This is a genomic window from Lactobacillus sp. B4007 (assembly GCF_026535895.1).
In the GTDB taxonomy this organism is placed as follows: domain Bacteria; phylum Bacillota; class Bacilli; order Lactobacillales; family Lactobacillaceae; genus Lactobacillus; species Lactobacillus panisapium.
Genome location: NZ_JAFNPA010000003.1, coordinates 157,798 through 179,513, shown reverse-complemented (window position 1 = coordinate 179,513; position 21,716 = coordinate 157,798). Strand labels below are relative to the sequence as shown.

The following is a 21,716-nucleotide window of genomic DNA, read 5'->3' as shown; positions in this document are numbered from 1 at the left end:
CCCTATGCTAAAACTAAAACAGGATCATCTATTGTAACTTTCTTTGCTTCATCTGAAGTAGTTTGTACAGGTAAAACTTGCAAAAAATCCTGGGTGTTAGTGATAATCATCATGATTGTAGGATCATAGCCAGCTTCCTTAATCTTATCTAGGTCAAACTCAATTAGTTCCTGACCTGCTGTAACTTTTTGTCCTTTTTCAACTAGCTGCCTAAATCCCTGACCCTTTAATTCAATCGTATCAATACCAATATGGAGTAAAATATCAGCGTTATTATCGAGGTGAAGGCCAATAGCATGCCCGGTTTTAAAAGTTGCTGTCACAATACCATTGCCTGGTGCATAAAGCCTTCCACTGGCGGGAATAATCGCTATACCTTGTCCCATTACGCCACTAGCAAAAGTGGTATCATCAACTTTTGAAAGATCCTCAATTCGACCATATGCCGGTGCATTGAGAGCATGCTCTGATGACTTATTTACAGCATCATTTAGCTTTTCTTGCGACTTTGTTTTCTCATCTGCTGGATCATCAAAGCCAATGAGCCAAGTAGCAATGAAGGTAACAATCGTGGCAACAATCATAACAATAATAGCCTGAATAACAAAGTTTTCTGTCTTTGAAACCCACATAGGTAAACTCAAAATCGCAGGCGTCACATAAATATAGGCTTTAAGTTTGAGAAAGCTAGCCACTAAGCCAGCAACAGCACCACCAATCATTGCTCCGTACATTGGCTTCTTAAGTTTTAAATTAACCCCAAATAATGCCGGTTCGGTGATACCTCCCAAAAAGGCTGTTGCACTTGAAGACAAAGCCAGCGATTTTAATTTTTGATCTTTACTTTTAAGTCCGACAGCTAAAGCCGCAGAGGCTTGAGAAATATTAGAGCAAAGAGCTACAACACGAATTATCGGATCAAATCCTTGTTCCGCAACGAGTTGAATACTAATCGGAGATAGTGCCTTATGAATCCCTACTGAAACTAGCCAAGGATAAGCCGCAGCTAGGATAGGAATAGCAATGAATCCTGCATGATGGAAAAGCCACATTGAAATAAACGCAATTCCCTGAGAAATCCAATTAGACAGTGGCCCAATAATTAAGAAAACTAACGGTGCAGTTATAAGCATTGTTAGCATCGGCTCCATAAAAACTTTAATCATTCCTGGAGTAATTTTCTTAACCCACTGATAAATATAGGACATAATCCAAACGGACAGAATTGCTGTGATTAAAGTTGATGAATACTGGATTAGGGGAACTTGTATTCTGAAAAACTTAAATGGTTTATTCGCAGTGACGATTTGTACCCAGTTAGGATTAACAGTTACCAGGCCAATAAAAGCACCTAACATGCTATCCGTATTAAAAATTTTTGCTGCCGAAAAGCCAACATAAGCGGGAATAAAATAATAGCCAGTATCAAAGATTAGGTTTAGCAGCTGATAAGTTTGGCTTTTATCTGATAAAACATTTGTGATCGTTAGAATGAGCAATAAGACTTTCCCCATCCCGGCTCCTGCCAATAAAGGAATGGCAGGCGCAATAGATCCAGTAATCGCACCAATAATTTTATCAAATAGATGCCCTCCAGTTTGCTTGGTACCCTCGGCTGGCTTAAGTTTAATCATTGATATTAGCTCATTATAAACTTCGTCAACATTGTTACCGATTACTAGCTGATATTGACCGCCCTTCTTGACCACTTGTAAAATGCCCGATATTGATTCGGCTTTTTGATCATCAGCTTTATTTTCATCTTTTAAAACAAAGCGGAGCCGAGTCGCACAATGAACGACTGACTGAATATTATCTTCTCCTCCGATTGCTTGCAAGATCTGCTGGATCATTGCCTGATATTTCATTTTTGATTCCTCGTTTCTGTAGTTATTTTGTTAATATGAATGGCTAAATACATAACTTCTTCATTACTCAGGTTATATGAGTAATTTTGGTGAATAAATTTTTTAATTTCTAGTGCGCATTCGTAAGCTGCAACATCACTATTTTTGATAACTGCCAAAATTTCTTTACTTAAATCGCCAAAGCCATGGCTTTTTTGCCCATACATCATGTATTTCCAGAAAAATTTTAGGTGTAAAACAAAACGGTTATAGCTCAGAGATTGACAATCAAGGTCTAAGTCAAAATAAAAACGGACTAGTTTGGTAATTTCCTTAATGAAATTAACCGATTGACGAAAATCATTGATATCATTGCCTAACTCCCCACTAATAATATGGACCGCAATAAAACCTGCCTCATCCTCTGGAAATTTCAACTTAAATTGATCATTTAAGAGCTTCAAAGCCCAAAGCCCATAATGATATTCCTTGGGATAATAATTTTGAATTTCCCATAAAAAATTATTATTCAAATATAGCCCCTTTTTCCCCCTCTCAACACTGGTGGCCAAGTGATCCGTCAAAGTTAGATAAAAACTATCGGCTAATTCAATGTTTTCTTCTTTTTTTAAGCGATCAACAATTTTCTGGGCTATTTGGAAAAAGATTGGCTCAGTTTCATGAATCGTTTGTAATAAAAGCTTTTTCTCTTGGGTATTAAAAGCCGTAAAAACTTTATAAATTTTTGTTCGATCAATTTCATCTCCTATCTTTTTGCCATAGGCAATTCCCTTACCCAAAACGATCATTTCCGCTCCTTCTTTATTATTAACGATGACACTGCCGTTATTGAGTATTTTCCTAATCCTCATTCCTACTCCTTTTAAAAACAAAAAGGCCCACCTATCCCATATTTGGGGATAAGCGAGCCTTGCACCGTCTTAGCGGTTAACAATTTCACTTTTTTCACTTGTCTTAATCATAATAACGCTTACAGCTATCTAAAGCAAGGTAATTTGCTAGATTTGCCAAGTAAAAAACTTGTATTTCACAACCTGTGTCATACAAGTTTCTTCTAAAGATTATAAATTAGCATCCATGTTAAAAGTTAATTTTGACATGTTAATGGAATCAATCATCATTTGTGCCCATAATTTTTCTGAACGCTTACGAGTATAAGCAACTGTTTCTTGGTTCGCCTTTGTCAAGTATTCAGTTAAGGCAGCACCGGACTTATCGCCAGCACCATCAATTATTTCGTGCACACGACGTCTGAAATATTGATTCAACTCATTTAAATAATCAGTATCCAACTGAACAAATTGTGGATAATGGCTTTCAACTAGTGCAGCAAGTGACTTGTAATACCACCATGCATCATTCATGTTATAGTCCATTGATGTATTGTTATATGATGGATCAGTATCACTCATATTTGCAAAGAATGGTACAAATGGCGTAAAAGTAGGTCCACCAATACATAGCCACATGATAGCTGCCTTATCAGCAGCAACATCATTTCTAATTTGTAAAATATGCGCATTTTGGGTCCGATTTAAACCAATTGGACGGAAACGGTGCTTTTCTTCTTCTGTTCCCTTGCCAAAAGGATCAAACGGAGTATTTTGATAATGGCTTCCTAAGACAAATTCGATATCTTCACGGGTAATTTTCTTAGCAGCCCGGCGAATAAATGGCAAATCACCATCAGTTGGTTCTTGTTCAATTTCAGGATTAAAATACTTTTGCCCATACCATACACGATTAGTGTTGTAATAACGATCTTGTTGACTGTAAGTACCAAAAATATGACGGAAATTCCAACCTTCATGGTCAACATTTAGGTGGTGATCAGCAACAAATTCTCGTATACCGTCACTCCACATGAAGTTATCTGAATCAGTGAAGTCAACCTGCTCAATTGAAACCCGATTAGCCGCAACAGCGTATGCATCATCTGGGATACGCTGTGCAACCCAATGATGACCAGTTACAATTTCCATGTACCAAATTTCATCTTTGTCACCGAATAAAACAGAGTTACCCGCAGGTGATCCGTATTTGGCAATTAATTTGCCTAAAAATTGGACACCGTCTTTGGCCGAATGAATGTATGGTAAAACAACCGACTGCATACAATCTTCATCTAAACCATCCTTCACCAAGGGATCATAGGCCAAAGCACGTTCATTACCATAGGTTGATTCTGTACAAGACATTGCAACATTATCTTGGTTAATACCACTTTCATCGTAATAACCCCGGTGCTTGTAATCAACATTAGGTACTGCAGGCACACGTTGTGCATCTTCTGGAAGATCCATTTCAAACTTATTAAGCCATGATTTTATCTTCCGCCCCTTTTCGCCTTTTGCCTCTGGGTGAATAATAAATTTTTGCGGGGTAATTGGTCGAAAAGTATCGTCATTTCGAGCAATCATCGTTGAACCGTCAACGGATGCTTTTTTCCCAACCAAAATAGTTGTACATGCGCTATATTCTTTCATTAATAAACTCCTTTTGCTTTTTTCTTTATCTTAAACCAAATCATGGAAAAGACCAACTGCATAATCAGCCGCGTCAAAATCGGCTAAATCGCTAGCTTTTTCGCCTAAGCCAACCAATTTTACCGGTAATTTCATTTCATTTCTAATTGCTAAAACAACACCACCCTTTGAAGAGCCGTCTAACTTGGTTAACACCAAGCCAGTCAATTTTGTCGTTTTATCAAAGTCCTTGGCCTGCAATAATGCATTTTGTCCAGTTGATCCATCTAAAACTAATAAAGTTTCGGTTGGTTCATCCGGCGCCTGCTTTTTGATTGTTCGCTCAATTTTTTCGAGTTCACTCATCAGATTCTTTTTGTTTTGAAGACGGCCGGCTGTATCAACCAACAAGTAATCAGCATGTTCCGCAATTGCTTTTGTTGTTGCATCAAAGACAACAGAGGCTGGATCGGCCTGCTCTTTTCCAGTAACTACCGGGACATCAACTCGTTTGCCCCATTCAACTAATTGTTCAACTGCTCCAGCCCTAAAGGTATCAGCTGCCGCTAACAAAACAGATTTTCCTTCATCTTTGAATCGTTTAGCCAATTTGCCAATCGTTGTTGTTTTACCAGCACCATTTACACCGACAAATAAATAAATATTTGTTTTACCGTCATCGTGAGAGCGCAATTTTTCATTAGCTGCATCCCCATTTTGATCGTAAAGTTCAACTAATTTTTCAACGATCACTTTTTTCAAATCATCACGTGACTTCGCTTTTTGCAATTTGGCTTCGTCTCTTAGTGCAGTTGTTAATTGCTCAGCCGTCTCGTAACCAACATCGGACTCTATTAACAGTTCTTCCAAATCGTCAAAGAAATCTTCATCAACTGTTCTAAATTGAGCAAAAAATTTATTTAAACGTGCTCCAAAGCCTTGGTTGGTCTTTTCTAGCCCTTTTTCATAAAGTTCAGTTTGGCTATCAGATTGATCAGTTTCTTCTTCAGCTTCATCTGCTTCAGACTTTGCCGTTACGTCACTTGAAGCTGTATCGTTGTCCTGAGACTGGTTTTCAGTTTCAACCGCAACCGGCTTTTGTCCATCTTCCTCTTCTGCCTTATTTGCAGCTGAACTTTTTGCTGAAATTTCGGACTGACTGTCAGCATCACTTTCTTTTAGATGACTATTTTCCTCTTCTTGCTCAGATTCAGACAGCTTTTCAGAATCGCTATCTGCCTGATCGTCATCTTGAGCCTCTTTGTCTTGGGATTCCTCTTCAGATTTTTTATTCTTTTCCTCTTCTTCATTGTCACCAAACAATGATTTTTTAATTTTATCAAATAAACCCAATGTTAATTTACCTCATTTTTTAGTTCTTTTAATGAAACGGAAAGTACCTGCGATACACCAGACTCCTGCATCACAACGCCATATAATTGGTCAGCACGCTCCATCGTGCCCCGCCTGTGCGTGATTACAATGAATTGCGTATGCATATCGTAATCTTCTAAAAACTTAGCAAAACGCGTTACATTAGCATCATCAAGTGCTGCCTCGACTTCATCTAATACGCAAAATGGTACTGGTTTGTATTTCAGCATAGCAAATAATAATGTAATGGCAGTCAGTGCCCTTTCTCCTCCCGAAAGTAGGCTTAGTCGCTGCAATTTCTTGCCAGGCGGTTGCGCAATAATTTCGACACCCGTCGTTAACATATCATCTGGATTGGTTAAAACAAGTTTCGCATTCCCTCCGCCGAAGACTACAGGGAATAATTGCGTGAAACTCTCAGATACAGCGCTAAACGTGGCGTTAAACCTAGCAGAAACTTCTTGATCAAGTTCTGCCATTGATTCCCGCAAATTATCGCGCCCCTTGATTAAATCATTTTGCTGGTTGTTTAGAAAATCATATCTCTTCTTAACGTCTTCATATTCTTCAATTGACTTAATATTTACCGGACCAATATCTTCAATTGACATTTTATGCAATTTGACACTTTTTTGCAGTCGCTGGCGGGTTTCTTCATCATTTTCACAGTCGGCTTGGGCTAAAGCTGCCTCAAATGTCAACGAATAATCTTTACTTAGTTGATCCAAGCGCTGATCGATTTGACTAGTTAACTGTGCAATTTTGACGGAAAAGCTTTCTTGTTCTGCCGCAGCATCTTTACGTAAATCATAGTTCCGGCTAGCAACTTGGTCTAGCTGCGTAATTTTAGCGTCAGCCTTACCTAATTGGGAACTTAATTGACTTAACTGCGTTTGCAACTGCTCTTTTTTTACCGCTCCATTTTTTTGCTCTTCGTCCATTTGCTGCTTTTTTTGCTGGTCAAGTTGGCCACTCTCATTGAGCGTCGCTAACTTTTTAGTTAAAGCAGTAATTTGTTTTTCATGCTGATTTAAATCACGTTTTTTATCTGACTGTTGCTTGCTCAGATTTTCTAATTTATTGGTATAAACTGCAATCTGTGGATCAAGTTCAGCTAATTTTTCCTGAACCTTTTGATTTAGAGCGGTAAAGTTTTCGATTCGATCCTGGATATTTTTAATTGCCGCTTTTTGTTGCTCAATTTGCTTAACAAAGCTAGCCTTTTGCTGCTCGGCTTTTGCAATCTTTTCCTTAAGCTCGACAACTTGTTCATCGCGTTCTTTTTTACGAACTTCAAATAACTGATTAGCTGCCTTTAAGCGGTTGACTTCTTTTTCTTGGTTTTGATAGGAAAGAACTGCCTCACCAAGTTCACGGCTATAATCCTGCTGCTTTTTTTGAGCTTCAGTAATTTTTTGGTTTAAAGCATCACTTTCAGCAGCTAAGGCGGTAAAAGCAGTTTGATCTTCTGTTAACTGCTTTTTTAATTGAACCCGGCTTCTTTGTAATTGATTAAGTTCAGTTACGGTTTGCAGTGGCGAATTATTTTTCTGGTTTCGCGTTCCCCCAGTCATTGAGCCCCCAGGCGAAATGACGTCACCATCTAACGTAACAATTCGGTAGCGAGCAATTCTCTGACGGATTTTCATGGCATTGTCAATTGTATCGACAATAATCGTACTGCCTAATAAATAATTGATAGCAGGCGTAATATCATAATCTGTGGCATTTTCTACTAACTGATTAGCAATTCCCTGAACGCCATCATAAGATTCGATAATTTTAACTGTTGAAGGCGGGATGAAATTTTCTCGTAAGCCATCAAGCGGTAAGAACGTTGCTCGACCAGAATGGCTACTTTTCAGTTGATTGATGGCATCACGGGCACTTGTCTTCGTTGTAGTAACTAAATCTTGCACACCGCCTCCAAGTGCAGTTGCCATTGCAGCTTCAAATTTAGCTGAAAAGGAGATTAACTCACCAATTGCACCGATCACGCCAGGATAGTTCGTTAAATTATTAAGAACATTTTTAACCCCATAATAATATCCTTCGTGCCGCTTACGAATGTTTTCTAAAGCTTCATAACGAGCATTTATCTGACTATAGCGCTGACTATTGGTATTGACAACTTGCCGCAAATCAGCTAATTTTTCCTGTTTTTCCGCTTGCTGGCTGGTTAATGCATTAACCTGGTCTTTTTTTGCTTGATGCTTTTCCTTCAGTTGTTTGCCAGTTTCACGCAATCTATCTAATTCTAAAGTTGCTTTTTGCAATTGAGCAGCAACATCATCATTTTGATATTCGTCATTTTCAGCCGTCCGTTTTAGTTCAGATTTCAAATAAACAATTTCATTATTATTAGAAGTCTGATCTTGCAAAAGTTGGATATAATCGCTTCTTAAATCATCTAATTTTTGTGATAACTTAGTCGGATTTTCATCTAATTGATTAGTTAATTCTGTCCGTTGGTCTTGCAAAAGCTTTTGTTCAGCAGCTAAACTTTGCTTATTTTCGCTTAATTCAGAACATTCATTTTGTAAGGTTACCACTTGCTTTTTTAAATCAACTAATTCAGATTCATATTCTTTTTTAGTAGCTTCACTATACTGTTTACTTTGCTCAGCTACTTGTAAACTGGTATTTATTTCGGAAAGTTTCTTTGTCAAAGCCAGCAATTCCTCTTGAATTTGCTCACGCTGCCCGCTAATTTCTTTGTATTCATCCCTTTTAGCAGCCACTGCAGCTTGCGATTCTTTGACTTCGCGATCAAGCTTTGACAAAAGAACTTGATTTTGATCAGCTTTAGTTTGAACGGACTTTTTTTGAATATCCAAATCCTCAATTTCAAAGGCTAAAAGTGTTTTCAGCTCTTGATCCAAGCCATCTTTTTGAAATTGGTATTCCTTTGCAAGGGAACTTTGCTCATGTAAGGGTTCAATTCGCTGTTCAAGTTCTTTCACTAAATCATTAATTCGAACCAAGTTATCAGTTGTTTGCTCAAGTTGAACTCTCGCTTCTTCTTTTTGCTTTTTAAAATGTAAAATTCCCGCGGCCTCTTCAAATAACCCCCGGCGGTCTTCAGGGTGTGAATTCAAGATTTGATCAACCCGACCTTGAGAAATGATGGCTAAGCTATCTTGCGAAATCCCTGAATCTAAGAAAAGCGCTCGAATATCTTTTTGTCTTACATTACGCTTATTAATCAGATATTCATTATCGCCTGAACGTAAGATACGCCTAGAGATGATGACTTGATCTTCATCAAAATTAAGTTCACGTTTATGATTATCAAAGATCATCGACACTTCGGCATGGCTAGCAGGCTTACGAAATTCACTTCCAGCAAAAATCACATCTTTCATATTCGAACCCCGGAGTGATTTTGCACTAGATTCACCCATTACCCAGCGAATAGCTTCCGTAATATTACTTTTACCACTACCATTTGGTCCAACAATGCCGGTAATTCCTGTATCAAATTTAATTCTGGTTTTTTCTGCAAAAGATTTAAAACCATCAATAATAAGTTCTGTTAACGGCAAGTACTCATCCCCCTAATTGAGTTTATGCAAAGCTGCACGTGCTGCTTCTTGCTCCGCAGCTTTTTTATTATGTCCTTTGCCTTGTGATAATACTTTACCATTAACTACCAGTTGAACGGTAAATCGTGACGGCATTTGTTCTTCTTTTATCACTTCGTACTCAATTTTTACTGGACCATCTTGTTGTAAAAATTCTTGCAAATCAGTTTTATAATCGCGAGAGGCATCAAATTTACCCGCATCAATCAAAGGAAAAACCGTCAAACTCAAAAAGTGTTCAACTGCATCCATGCCCTGATCAAGAAAAAGGGCACCGTTGAAAGCTTCAAATACATCTTCCAAAAGTGTCTTGCGTGAACGAGCACCTGCTTTTTCTTCACCATGACCTAGATTTATTTCTGCTGGAAAGCCAAATTTTTGAGCGAATTCAGCGAAGCCTTCGGTATCAACAATGTTAGACCTCATGCGAGTCAATTCGCCTTCATTTAGCTGAGGAAAGTTGCGGTATAAATAATCTGAAATAGCCAATTCAAGTACTGCATCGCCTAAGAATTCAAGCTTTTCGTAATCACGCACGCCATCTCCTGGGTGTTCGTTGGCGTATGAAGAGTGAGTGAAAGCTTCTTCTAATAATTTTGGGCTATTAAATCTAATTTTATATTTTGTTTTTAATTGATTAATAAATTTCGTACTGACCATCTTTTCAACCCCTTTTTCTTTATAAATTATACCAGTTTTTGTAAGCGAAAATGAAAAAGAAAACTATTACACAGACTTAATGCAATAGTTTTCTTAATTTTTAAATATTTTAATTGTTGCTTATTCAGAAAAATTGCTTTCTATTTAGCAAAACCAACGCGATACCATAATTGATGACTGTTATTCATCTTTGAAGGTTTGAACGAATAACCAGTCAGCTTGCTATTAAGCGCATCAATTTGATATAGGTTATAAGTTGGTACAACATATGCCTCGTCATTCATATACTTTTGCCATTCATGGAATTTTTCGACACGATACTTGTGATCAAAGGCTTTTTGCGAATCCATTTCTTTCAACAGTTTGGTATTTTCAGGAGTAACAAACCGAGAGTAGTTTTGCATTGTTCCTTCGCTATAAAGTTGTTCTTGTGATGGTTCACTTGATAACGTCCATCCACCTAAAAAGACATCAACTTTAGGATCATCATGCTGAACCTTATCATAGAAGGAATTAAATTCGCTCAGGCGGCCACCGACTAATTTAACATTTAGGCCTGCTTTGCCCCATTGCTGAATGTAATTTTGAATAATCGGCTCATCAATTGGTGTACTTGCCTTAGCCAATAAATTAATTGTTAATGCCTTACCTTCAGGAGTTGTGCGCCACTTACCCTTCTTTTTATAGCCAGCCTTGTCTAAAATTTGATTGGCTTTCTTAAGGTTAAAGGTATAGCCTTTATTACTCTTGTCAAAGTAATCACCATATTGTGCAGGAATTAAAGTTGGAATCTGAAAACTCAAGCCATCAGTATAGTGTTTATATACTGAATCCGTATTAATAGCATACGCCATTGCCTGCCGAAGAGATTTATCGTTCATCTTGGCTTTCGGATTCATGACATTCTTCGATTGCTTAGCATCCCATTTACCTACTTTAAATGCCATGTAGTAATATGCCAAAGGAATTTGAGCAACAAAGTTTACATCTTTAGTATCCTTAACTTCCTTCCACTGACTATTAACTACCCGAGCAATATCAAATTTATGACTCTTAATTGACTGAGAAGCAGATTTTGGTGAGACTACTTGATAAATAATTTTGTCTAATTTTGGTTTACCCCGCCAGTAATATTTGTTGGGAACCCAAGTAACTGATTGTCCTCGAACCACTTTTTGAACTTGATAAGGGCCAAAATATAATGGCTTCTTTCTAACTTGATCTGAGGATTCCAATTTTGAAAATGGAATGTTCTTCAAGTAGTGGTATGGTGCTGCACTTTCCCAAATATAGCCATTACCACTGTTATACATACCAGGCTTCAATTCTTTGCAGTGTAAAACTACTACACGACCATTTTCGCCATCTGGCATTTCAATTCCAGAAATGGTTTTTGCTTTACCTTCGTGATATTCTTCCATGCCATTAATAATATTAAATTGGGAAGCATAACGTTGAGATTTAGTCGCTTTATTAGCAATAATTTCGTATGCAAATTCGACATCCTTGGCTGTCACTTGTTTGCCATCAGACCACTTAACACCCTTTTTCACTGTAATCGTAACAGTTTTAGCTTTACGGTCTAATTTTAATGTAGCTGCTCCCTTATCATTAATTTTGTAATGATCGTCAGTATCAAAGAGGGATTCTTGACCAGGACTAGAAACGTCTGCACTAGGCTGATCCATTTGTAATTCCTCATTAAAAACGCCAGTAAATGGTGTATCAGACTCTAGCGCTATTTTAATTGTACCGCCCTGTTTTGCGGTTTTATTTGCTGTCTCAATCGGAAACTTGCTGGCAGTTTTTGCACCTTCATTGCTGCTATTATTGCCTTTACCACAGGCTACCAAAGTTAAAGCTGCTGCGGATACAACTCCCAGTGAACCTAGAAATTTACCTTTTTTCATAAAACTAGTTTCTCCTTATTAATTATTATTTTTTAATTGAGTATTCAAAACAAGTTAATAATTAAATAATATCATTAAAAATGAAAAACACAACATTTTTATTAATTTAAGTCTAATTATTTTGTATTATTAGTTCGACTAGAATTGCAAACAAAAAAGAGCAGAGATATTTTCTCTACCCTTTTAAATTGATCAACAAATTATTTTTATCTTACTTAGCAAAAGCAACTTGGTACCATAATTGATGACCATTGTTTAATTTCGATGGTTTCAATGAGTAGCCAGTAATCTTACTATTAACAGCATCGATTTGGTATTCATTATAAGTTGGAATGACATAAGCTTCATCATTCATGTATTTTTGCCATTCGTGGAACTTATCAACACGGTATTTATGGTCAAAGGCCTTTTGTGAGTCCATATCCTTAATGAGCTTCGTATTTTCTGGAGTTACAAAACGTGAGTAATTGGACATTGTCCCTTCACTATACATTTGCTCTTGAGATGGTTCTGTTGAAAGTGTCCAGCCAGCTAAAAATACATCAACCTTAGGATCATCATGTTGCACTTTATCATAGAAAGAATTGAATTCAGTTAATCGTCCACCTACTAGCTTAACGTTTAACCCAATCTTGTTCCATTGTTGAATAAAGTTTTGAGCAATTGGTTGGTTAATTGCTTGACCTGACATTGCCATAAAGTTAATTGTCAGTGGTTTACCATCAGGAGTAGTGCGCCACTTACCCTTCTTCTTATAGCCAGCTTTATCCAAAAGTTGGTTGGCCTTCTTTATGTTATAAGTATAACCTTTGGCATTCTTATCGAAGTAATCGCCAAATTGTGCAGGAATCAAAGTTGGAACTTGGAAGCTTAAGCCATCAGTATAATGCTTGTATACCGCATCAGTGTTCATTGCATAAGCCATCGCTTGCCGTAACGATTTGTTATTCATTTTAGCTTTAGGATTCATGACGTTCTTAGACTGTTTAGCATCCCATTTACCAACTTTAAAGCCCATATAATGATATGCTAATGGTACTTGGGCAACAAAGGTAACGTCGCTAGTACCCTTTACTTGTTTCCATTGGTTATTGATTACACGAGCAATATCAAACTTATGACTCTTAATTGCTTGCGAAGCAGAATTTGGTGAAATTACTTGGTAAATAATCTTATCTAATTTTGGTTTGCCACGCCAGTAATATTTATTTGGAACCCAGGTTACAGATTGACCACGATTAATTTTCTGTACTTTATAGGGACCAAAATACAAAGGTCTCTTTCTGATTTGATCAGAAGCTTCTAGTTTAGAAAATGGAATATCTTTTAAATAATGATATGGTGCGGCGTTTTCCCAAATATAACCGTTACCACTGTAATACATGCCTGGCTTCAATTCCTGGCAGTGTAATACTGCAACGCGACCGTTTTCACCATCAGGCATTTCAATCCCAGAAATAGTCTTGGCTTTACCTTCGTGGTATTCTTTCATACCATTAATTATATTAAATTGAGATGCATAACGTTGTGATTTAGTTGCCTTATTGGCAATAATTTCATATGCATATTCAATATCTTTGGCCGTTACTTGCTTACCGTCAGACCATTTTACGCCCTTTTTAATTGTAATCGTAGCGGTTTTAGCTTTACGATCAAGTTTCAAGGTAGCAGGACCTTTATCATTAATCTTGTAGTGATCATCTGTATCAAATAATGACTCTTGACCAGGACTTGAAACATCAGCGTCGGGTTGACTCATCTGTAATTCATCATTAAAGATACCTGTGAAAGGAGTATCAGTTTCTTCTGCAACCCTAAGTGTACCTCCTTGTTTCGCAGTCTTAGTTTTAGTTTCGATTGGAAACTTGCTTGCAGTTTTTGCACCTTCATTACTAGTATTGCTACTCTTACCGCAGGCTACTAATGTTAAAGCAGCAGCTGAAACAACTCCCAGCGAACCTAAAAATTTACCTTTTTTCATAAAACGAGTTTCTCCTTCTTAATAATTAATTTTTAATAGTGTTCGAAACAAGTTAATAATTAAATAATATCATTATAAATGAAAATTGCAATGTTTTAGTTAATTTAGTCTTAATCATTCTATATTATCCAATTTTCGGGGCATAATTTTAATTATTTAGCATAAGCTACTTTGAACCACAAATCATTCGATTGTGACGGTTTGACCGAATATCCCGTCAGCTTACTGTTAACCGCCGTAATGGTATACTCATTGGTTGTTGGAATGACGTAAGCCTGATCAAACATGTATTTTTGCCATTTATGAAATTGTTCAACCCGGTATTGGTGATTAAAGGCCTTTTGGGAATCAATCGCATTGAGCAGTTTGGTATTTTCGGGCGTTACAAATCGAGCAAAATTAAACGGAGCACCAGCACTATAATAATAAGCTGGTGAAGGTTCACTTGAAATACTGGTCAAACTCCAACCACCGGTAAACATATCAATTCCGGGAGCATCATGCTGGACTTTATCCGCGTAGGAATTGAATTCAATTAAGCGACCATTATAGAAACTAATGTTCAAGCCGATTTTATGCCATTGCTGTAAATAATTTTGATAAATCGGTTCCTGGGTATCATTACCTTGTTGAACCAAGAAAGTAATCTTCAAAGGCTTGCCATTCGGTTGAATGCGCCATTTACCTTTACGCTTATAGCCCGCTTTGTCTAAAATGGCATTTGCTTTCTTTAAATTATATGAAAAGCCTTTTACGTTCTTATCAAAATAATCACCATATTGTGCCAAAACCAAGGTTGGAATCTGGAAGGTCAACCCATTATTATACTTCCGATTAACATCCTTAATATTCATAGCATAGGCAATGGCCTGACGCAGTGCTTTATTATTCATCTTACTCTTGGGATTCATGACATTCTTGCCCTTTTTGGCATCCCACTTACCAACTCTAAAACCTATATAACGGTAAGCCAAAGGTATTTTAGCAATAAAAGTGGTATTTTTAGCATCCTTTACTTGTTGCCATTGATCATTAATAACATCAGCTACATCAAATTTTTGACTTTTGATTGCTTGTGACGTTGAATTCGTCGAAACAACTTGACAGACGACTTTGTCTAGCTTTGGCTTGCCCCGCCAATAGTACTTATTCGGCACCCAAGTAACTGATTGACCACGAACCACACGTTCTACGCGGTATGGGCCAAAAAACAATGGTTCTTTTCTAATTTGGTCCGCTGCCTCCAATTTATTGAAGGGAATCTTTTTGAGATAATGATACGGCTCCGCTCCCTCAGCAAAATAACCATTGCCACTATTGTACATGCCCGGCTTTAATTCAGTATATAAAATCGTTAGCGTACGTCCGTTTTCTCCGTCAGGCATAGTTAAACCAGAAATACTTTTAGCCTTGCCTTCGTGATACTCTTTCATTCCTTTAATAAAGTTTAGTTGACTCGTATATCTTTGTGATTTTGTTTCCTTATTTGCCAGAATTTCATATGCAAATTCTAGGTCTTTGGCAGTAACTTGCTTACCATCTGACCATTTAACACCCTGCTTGACCTTAATAGTGACGGTTTTATTTTGGCGATCAATTTTTAAAGTAGCTGGACCTTTGTCATTAATTCGGTAATCATCATCAATGTCAAATAATCTTTCATTACCTGGCGAAGCTAAATCAACATCTGTTTTTGAAAAAGCCAACTCACTGGCAAAAATTCCTGTGAACGGCGAATTGGTTTCAATAGCATACTTGACAGTACCACCTTGCCGAGCTTTTTTAACGGGCATTGCCGCTGGAAATTTGCTAGCTTTTGTTGATTGATCTGTTGCATTATTAGCATTCTTATTACTGCAGGCCGTTAAAGCACAGGCAGTAGCACTAATAAAACCAATGGTACCTAATAATTTCCCTTTTTTCATTAAATCACATTCCTTCATTACACTTTTGTTCTCACTAAAAGCAAGTTAATAAACAAATATTAGCATAGCCTTATAAAAATTCAACTGACTGGTAAAATCTTCAGTAATCAAAAGTGTATTATTTCCAATGACATTTTTTCTGCTTAATGACAATTTTTCAGCATAAAAAAACCCGAAATAAATTCGAGTTTTTTAGTTAGTTATTTTACATATGCAACTTTAAACCATTGTTGATTACTGTCTGATGGTTTAACCGAATATCCTGTCAGTTTACTATTAACTGCTGTAATCTCGTAAGAGTTATTAGTTGGAACAACAAAAGCTTGTTCGTTCATATATTCTTGCCACTTATGGAATTGTTCAACACGGTATTTATGATCAAATGCTTTTTGTGAATCGATATTCTTTAGCAATTTAGTATTCTCAGGTGTAACAAATCTAGCCATATTAAATGGTGCACCTTCGGTATATAAGTCTGCTGGAGATGGTTCCGAAGACAAACTCCATGATGCCATGTACATGTCAATTCCAGGAGCATCATTTTGCAGTTTATCGTAAAATGAATTAATTTCAGTTAAGCGCCCATTATATAAACTTACATTTAAACCAATTTTATGCCATTGCTGGATGTAATTTTGATAAATAGGTTCTTTCGTAGCATCTCCCTGCATAGCTAGAAACTTAATTTTCAGTGGCTTACCGTTAGGCTGAACACGCCACTTACCCTTCTTTTTATAACCAGCCTTATCTAAAATTTCATTGGCCTTTTTCAGATCATAAGGATATCCTTTAACATTTTTATCAAAGTAATCGCCGAATGGAGCAGGAATTAAAGTTGGAATCCTAAAGGTGAGGCTGCTATTATATTTTTTATTAACATCATCAAGATTCATAGCATAAGCAATTGCCTGGCGTAAAGCCTTATTGTTCATTTTCGCTTTAGAATCCATTACATTTTTGCCCTTTTTGGCATCCCATTTACCTACCTTAAAACCAAGGTATGAATATGACAAAGGAATTTGGGCTACGAAATTAGTATTTTTCGCATCCTTAACTTGTTTCCATTGTGAGTTAATTACTTTTGCAACGTCAAATTTTTGACTTCTAATTGCCTGCGAAGTTGAATTGGTTGAAACTACTTGACAAACAATCTTGTCTAATTTCGGCTTGCCACGCCAATAATATTTGTTTGGTGACCAAGTTACTGACTGACCACGAACCACTTTATCTACCTTATATGGGCCAAAGAACAATGGCTTCTTCCGAACTTGATCTGATGACTCTAGCTTACTGAATCGTACCTTTTTCAAATAGTGATATGGCTCGGCAGTCTCACTAAAATAGCCATTACCACTATTATACATTCCTGGTTTTAATTCATCATAGTGAATAACTATTGTGCGCCCATTTTCACCATCCGGCATTTCTAAGCCCGAAATTGTTTTGGCTTTGCCATCATGATACTCTTTCATACCCTTAATTGAAGCAATTGAACTAGTATATCTCTGTGATTTAGTTGCTTTATTAGCCATGATTTCATACGGATATTCTAGGTCCTTAGCAACAACTTGCTTGCCATCAGACCACTTAACACCCTTTTTAACCGTAATTGTGACTGTATTGTTTTTACGATCAATTTTCATGGTCGCAGGACCTTTATCGTTGATTCGATAATCATCATCAACATCAAATAAGGCTTCATTACCAGGAGAGGCGACATCGAAATCTGTTTTCGTAGTATATAGTTCATTAGCAAAAATTCCCGTAAAAGGTGAATCTGTTTCAATAGCGTATTTTACTGTTCCACCCTGTTTAGCTTCCTTTTTTGCTACTTCGGCTGGGAACTTACTTGCTTTTTTAGAATCATCAGTATTAGCCGAATTACTGCCTTTGCCACAGGCTACTAAAGTAAGTGCAGCAGCTGAAACAACTCCTAGCGAACCTAAAAATTTAACTTTTTTCATAAACGAGTTTCTCCTTCTTAATAATTAATTTTTAATAGTGTTCGAAACAAGTTAATAATTAAATAATATCATTATTAATGAGAAATGCAACAAAATTATTAATATAATTTTAATATTAAATATTTTTATTTAAATAAAAACTCGAAATAATTTCGAGTTTTAAAATCTTATTTTACATATGCAACTTTAAACCATTTATCGTTAAGATCTGATGGTTTAACCGAGTATCCGGTAATCTTACCGTTAACTGCAGTAATTTGATATGAATTAGTCATCGGAATGCAGTATGCTTCTTCATTCATATATTCTTGCCACTTGTGGAATTGTTCAACGCGGTATTTATGATCAAATGCCTTTTCTGAATCAATTGCATTAAGTAGTTTAGTATTTTCTGGTGTGACAAATCTAGTCATATCAAATGGCGCGCCCTCACCATATAAGTCATTTGGTGACGGTTCACTTGACAAGGACCAAGCTCCCGTAAACATATCGATTTCGGGATCGTCATTTTGAACTTTATCAACATAAGAATTAAATTCAATCAATCGATTGTTAATCAAACTGACATTTAAGCCAATTTTATGCCATTGTTGAATATAATTTTGCGTAATTGGTTCCTTACTTGGATCTGAACCCTCACTAACCAAAATTTTGATTTTTAATGGTTTACCGTTTGGCTGAACCCGCCATTTGCCTTTCTTCTTGTAACCAGCTTTGTCTAGCAGTTCATTTGCTTTCTTAAGGTTATAATCGTAGCCCTTGGCATCCTTATCAAAGTAGTCACCAAATTGAGCCGGAATCAAAGTTGGTATTTGGAAAGTCAAACCACCAGTATAGCGTTTGGTTGCCTGTGAAATATTCATAGCATACGCAATAGCTTTACGCAAAGATTTATTATTCATCTTGGCGTTCGGGTTCATGACGTTCTTACCCTTTTTAGCATCCCATTTACCAACCTTAAAGCCAAGGTATGAATACTCCAAAGGAATTTTAGCAACAAAGTTTACGTCTTTAGTATCTTTTACCTGTTTCCATTGTGAGTTAATAACACGTGCAACGTCAAATTTTTGACTCTTAATTGCTTGAGAGGCGGATTTAGTAGAAACTACCTGGCAAATAACCTTGTTTAGCTTTGGTTTACCACGCCAGTAATATTTGTTAGGTGACCAAGTTACTGATTGACCACGAACCACTTTATCTACCTTATATGGGCCAAAGAACATCGGCTTTTTCCGAATTTGATCTGATGATTCCAGCTTGCTGAATGGTACATTTTTCAAGTAGTGATACGGCTGGGCATATTCACTAAAGTAACCATTACCACTATTATACATACCCGGCTTTAATTTATCGTAGTGAATAATTAATTTACGACCATTTTCACCATCTGGCATTTCTAAGCCAGAAATAGTTTTAGCTTTACCATCATGATACTCTTTCATCCCCTTAATTGAGGCAATCGAACTAGTATATCTTTGCGATTTGGTCGCTTTATTGGCCATAATTTCATAAGAAAATTCCAGATCTTTAGCAACAACTTGCTTGCCATCAGACCACTTGACGCCCTTCTTAACCTTAATTGTGATTGTATTGTTTTTACGGTCAAGTTTCATGGTAGCTGGGCCTTTGTCATTGATTCGATAATCGTCATCAACATCAAATAAGCCCTCAAGACCAGGTTCCATAACATCCACATCGGTCTGGGTTGTGGTTAATTCACTAGCAAAAATACCGGTAAAGGGTGTATCCGTTTCGATAGCTTGCTTAACCGTCCCGCCTTCCTTGGTGGACTTGTTTGGTACTACAGGGGAAAATTTGCTAGCTTGCTTAGTATCATCGGTATTAGCCGAATTACCGCCTTTGCCACAGGCTACTAAAGTTAGCGCAGCTGCACTAACTACACCAAGTGACCCCCAAAATTTTGCACTTTTCATAATTTAACTCCTTCTAATTTCACGCTGGTAATATTTGAAACAAGTTAATGATTAAATATTAACATACAAAATTAGTATATCAATAAAAATATTAGATTTTATTTAATTTATTTTTTAATCTATATTAAGATAGTATTTGATTTTGCCATTTTAGTGCTACTATTATTATTTAACATAGCCAACTTGGTACCATAATGGATGATCATTATTAGATTCAGACGGTTTAAGAGAATATCCAGTAAGACGATCATTAACAGCATAAATTTTATATGCATTGTACATTGGAATAACGTAAGCGTCTTTAAACATGTACTCTTGCCACTCATGAAATTTTTGCACACGATATTTGTGGTTAAATGCTTTTTCTGAGTCTATCTCATCAATTAGTTTATTGTTTTCGGCAGTAACAAATCTAGTATAGTTTGCCGGACCACCTTCACTATATAGACCATTAGGAGACGGCTCATTTGAAAGTCCCCATGCAGCCATAAACATATCAACCGATTGATCATCATTTTGAACTTTATCGTAGAACGAGTTTATTTCAGTTAGCCTACCATTGAGCAAACCAACATTTAAACCAATTTTATGCCACTGCTGAATATAATTTTGTACAATCGGTTCCTGCGTTGCAGCTCCTGACATGGCCAAAAGGTTGATTTTTAATGGTTTGCCATTAGGTTGAACACGCCATTTGCCTTTTTTCTTATATCCGGCCTTATCCAAAAGTTCATTTGCTTTCTTTAAATTGTACGTAAAGCCTTTGACATTAGGATTGTAGAAGTCACCAAATTGTTTGGGAATTAAAGTTGGAATCTGAAAACTTAGGCCATTGGTGTAGCGCTTATTAACAGCAGCAATATTCATTGCATAGCCAATTGCCTGCCGCAATGACCTATTATTCATCTTGCTATTAGGATTCATGACGTTTTTGCCTTTTTTAGCATCCCATTTCCCCACTTTGAAGCCTAAATAGCTGTAATACAAAGGGATTTGCGCAATGAATTTTACTTTTTCGGTATTTTTTACCTCTTTCCATTGCGAATTAACTACCTGAACAATATCAAACTTATGCGATTTAATCGCTTGCGAAGCAGAATTAGGTGAAACTACTTGATAAACAATTTTGGCTAACTTCGGCTTTCCGCGCCAATAATATTTATTGGGGATCCATGTCACTGATTGACCGCGAACCAATTTGGCTAATTTATAAGGGCCAAAATAAAGTGGCTTTTTTCTAATCTTATCTGAAGACTCGAGCTTATTAAATGGAACATCCTTTAAATAATGGTAAGGCGCAGCAGACTCAACGTAGTAATCATTGCCGCTAAATGACATCCCGGGTTTTAACGATGAAAAATGTAAAATCATCCGTAACCCATTATCACCATCTGGCAATTCAATTCCTGAAATAGTTTTTGCTTTACCCTCATGATATTCTTTCAGTCCTTTAAGGACCTCCAGCTTAGTCGAATACCTCTGTGCCTTTGTTTTTTTATTGCCTAAAATTTCATAAGGATACTCAAGATCTTTAGCTGTTACCTGCTTGCCATCTGACCATTTAACGCCTTTTTTTAACGTAATCGTAATTGTCTTATTTTTTTGATTAATCTTAATGGTTGCTGGTCCCTTATCATTTATTTTATGGTAATCATCCGTATCAAATAGTGATTCTGCACCTGGTGAAGCTATCTGTGCATCAAAAGAAGTTGTAGCTAATTGATCAGAAAAAATACCAGTAAAAGGTGTATCAGTTTCTAAAGCTACCTTAACTGTTCCTCCTTGTTTAGCGGCTTTCTTAGGCATAGAACTAGGAAATTTACTTGCTGTCTTTGCATCATTGCTATTACTTTGATTATTTTTACCACAGGCAACTAAGGTTAGAGCAGCCATGCTGACAATACCAACCGAACCGATAGTTTTTAATTTGGTCATTATACTACACTCCTTTTTAATTATAATTAACTATTTATTAAATATTACCATATTTAAAGTTATAAATATAATTTTACTTTAATTTATGCAAAAAAATACTTCTAAAACTAGTTTTT

At 36.6% G+C, this 21,716-nt stretch carries 12 protein-coding genes; all 12 read right to left on the bottom strand.

The genetic code is table 11. From position 1 onward, the window contains the following. Positions 1 to 2: 2 nt before the first annotated feature. Positions 3 to 1,868 (bottom strand): PTS beta-glucoside transporter subunit IIBCA, encoded by a 1,866-nt coding sequence (locus tag J3U54_RS06080; protein ID WP_267385455.1) that lies wholly within the window; start codon positions 1,866 to 1,868, stop codon positions 3 to 5. Next, on the bottom strand, positions 1,865 to 2,719 hold the full coding sequence (locus J3U54_RS06075; RefSeq protein WP_267385454.1) for a PRD domain-containing protein: 855 nt from the start codon (positions 2,717 to 2,719) through the stop codon (positions 1,865 to 1,867). The genes J3U54_RS06080 and J3U54_RS06075 overlap by 4 nt, the downstream gene beginning before the upstream one ends. A gap of 210 nt (positions 2,720 to 2,929) precedes the next feature. Beyond that, the gene (locus tag J3U54_RS06070; protein WP_267385453.1) at positions 2,930 to 4,354 is read right to left on the bottom strand and encodes a C69 family dipeptidase; all 1,425 of its coding nucleotides are present in this window, start codon (positions 4,352 to 4,354) and stop codon (positions 2,930 to 2,932) included. A gap of 30 nt (positions 4,355 to 4,384) precedes the next feature. Further along, on the bottom strand, positions 4,385 to 5,686 hold the full coding sequence (gene ftsY, locus J3U54_RS06065) for a signal recognition particle-docking protein FtsY (protein ID WP_267385452.1): 1,302 nt from the start codon (positions 5,684 to 5,686) through the stop codon (positions 4,385 to 4,387). 2 nt (positions 5,687 to 5,688) lie between these two features. Further along, complete coding sequence (gene smc / locus J3U54_RS06060) at positions 5,689 to 9,252, bottom strand: chromosome segregation protein SMC (RefSeq protein ID WP_267385451.1); 3,564 nt, start codon at positions 9,250 to 9,252, stop codon at positions 5,689 to 5,691. A 12-nt stretch (positions 9,253 to 9,264) separates the two neighbouring features. Next, positions 9,265 to 9,951, bottom strand: coding sequence for a ribonuclease III (gene rnc / locus J3U54_RS06055; RefSeq protein WP_103751786.1), 687 nt, complete (start codon positions 9,949 to 9,951; stop codon positions 9,265 to 9,267). A 140-nt stretch (positions 9,952 to 10,091) separates the two neighbouring features. Further along, positions 10,092 to 11,861, bottom strand: coding sequence for an oligopeptide ABC transporter substrate-binding protein (locus J3U54_RS06050; RefSeq protein WP_267385449.1), 1,770 nt, complete (start codon positions 11,859 to 11,861; stop codon positions 10,092 to 10,094). A gap of 211 nt (positions 11,862 to 12,072) precedes the next feature. Beyond that, the gene (locus J3U54_RS06045) at positions 12,073 to 13,842 is read right to left on the bottom strand and encodes an oligopeptide ABC transporter substrate-binding protein (RefSeq protein WP_267385447.1); all 1,770 of its coding nucleotides are present in this window, start codon (positions 13,840 to 13,842) and stop codon (positions 12,073 to 12,075) included. A gap of 152 nt (positions 13,843 to 13,994) precedes the next feature. Beyond that, positions 13,995 to 15,767, bottom strand: coding sequence for an oligopeptide ABC transporter substrate-binding protein (locus J3U54_RS06040; RefSeq protein WP_267385445.1), 1,773 nt, complete (start codon positions 15,765 to 15,767; stop codon positions 13,995 to 13,997). A gap of 200 nt (positions 15,768 to 15,967) precedes the next feature. Next, complete coding sequence (locus J3U54_RS06035; protein WP_267385444.1) at positions 15,968 to 17,731, bottom strand: oligopeptide ABC transporter substrate-binding protein; 1,764 nt, start codon at positions 17,729 to 17,731, stop codon at positions 15,968 to 15,970. Positions 17,732 to 17,898: 167 nt separating this feature from the next. Then, positions 17,899 to 19,665 carry an oligopeptide ABC transporter substrate-binding protein gene (locus J3U54_RS06030; protein WP_267385443.1) on the bottom strand — a complete coding sequence of 589 codons (1,767 nt, stop codon included), beginning with the start codon at positions 19,663 to 19,665 and terminating at the stop codon, positions 17,899 to 17,901. A gap of 165 nt (positions 19,666 to 19,830) precedes the next feature. After that, the gene (locus tag J3U54_RS06025) at positions 19,831 to 21,600 is read right to left on the bottom strand and encodes an oligopeptide ABC transporter substrate-binding protein (RefSeq protein ID WP_267385442.1); all 1,770 of its coding nucleotides are present in this window, start codon (positions 21,598 to 21,600) and stop codon (positions 19,831 to 19,833) included. Positions 21,601 to 21,716: the final 116 nt, after the last annotated feature.

What these genes read in the sequence shown, in the direction of transcription:
- J3U54_RS06080 (WP_267385455.1), bottom strand. Translation starts at nt 1,868, where the DNA reads ATGAAATATCAGGCAATGATCCAGCAGATCTTGCAAGCAATCGGAGGA.
- J3U54_RS06075 (WP_267385454.1), bottom strand. Translation starts at nt 2,719, where the DNA reads ATGAGGATTAGGAAAATACTCAATAACGGCAGTGTCATCGTTAATAAT.
- J3U54_RS06070 (WP_267385453.1), bottom strand. Translation starts at nt 4,354, where the DNA reads ATGAAAGAATATAGCGCATGTACAACTATTTTGGTTGGGAAAAAAGCA.
- rnc (WP_103751786.1), bottom strand. Translation starts at nt 9,951, where the DNA reads ATGGTCAGTACGAAATTTATTAATCAATTAAAAACAAAATATAAAATT.
- J3U54_RS06050 (WP_267385449.1), bottom strand. Translation starts at nt 11,861, where the DNA reads ATGAAAAAAGGTAAATTTCTAGGTTCACTGGGAGTTGTATCCGCAGCA.
- J3U54_RS06045 (WP_267385447.1), bottom strand. Translation starts at nt 13,842, where the DNA reads ATGAAAAAAGGTAAATTTTTAGGTTCGCTGGGAGTTGTTTCAGCTGCT.
- J3U54_RS06040 (WP_267385445.1), bottom strand. Translation starts at nt 15,767, where the DNA reads ATGAAAAAAGGGAAATTATTAGGTACCATTGGTTTTATTAGTGCTACT.
- J3U54_RS06035 (WP_267385444.1), bottom strand. Translation starts at nt 17,731, where the DNA reads ATGAAAAAAGTTAAATTTTTAGGTTCGCTAGGAGTTGTTTCAGCTGCT.
- J3U54_RS06030 (WP_267385443.1), bottom strand. Translation starts at nt 19,665, where the DNA reads ATGAAAAGTGCAAAATTTTGGGGGTCACTTGGTGTAGTTAGTGCAGCT.
- J3U54_RS06025 (WP_267385442.1), bottom strand. Translation starts at nt 21,600, where the DNA reads ATGACCAAATTAAAAACTATCGGTTCGGTTGGTATTGTCAGCATGGCT.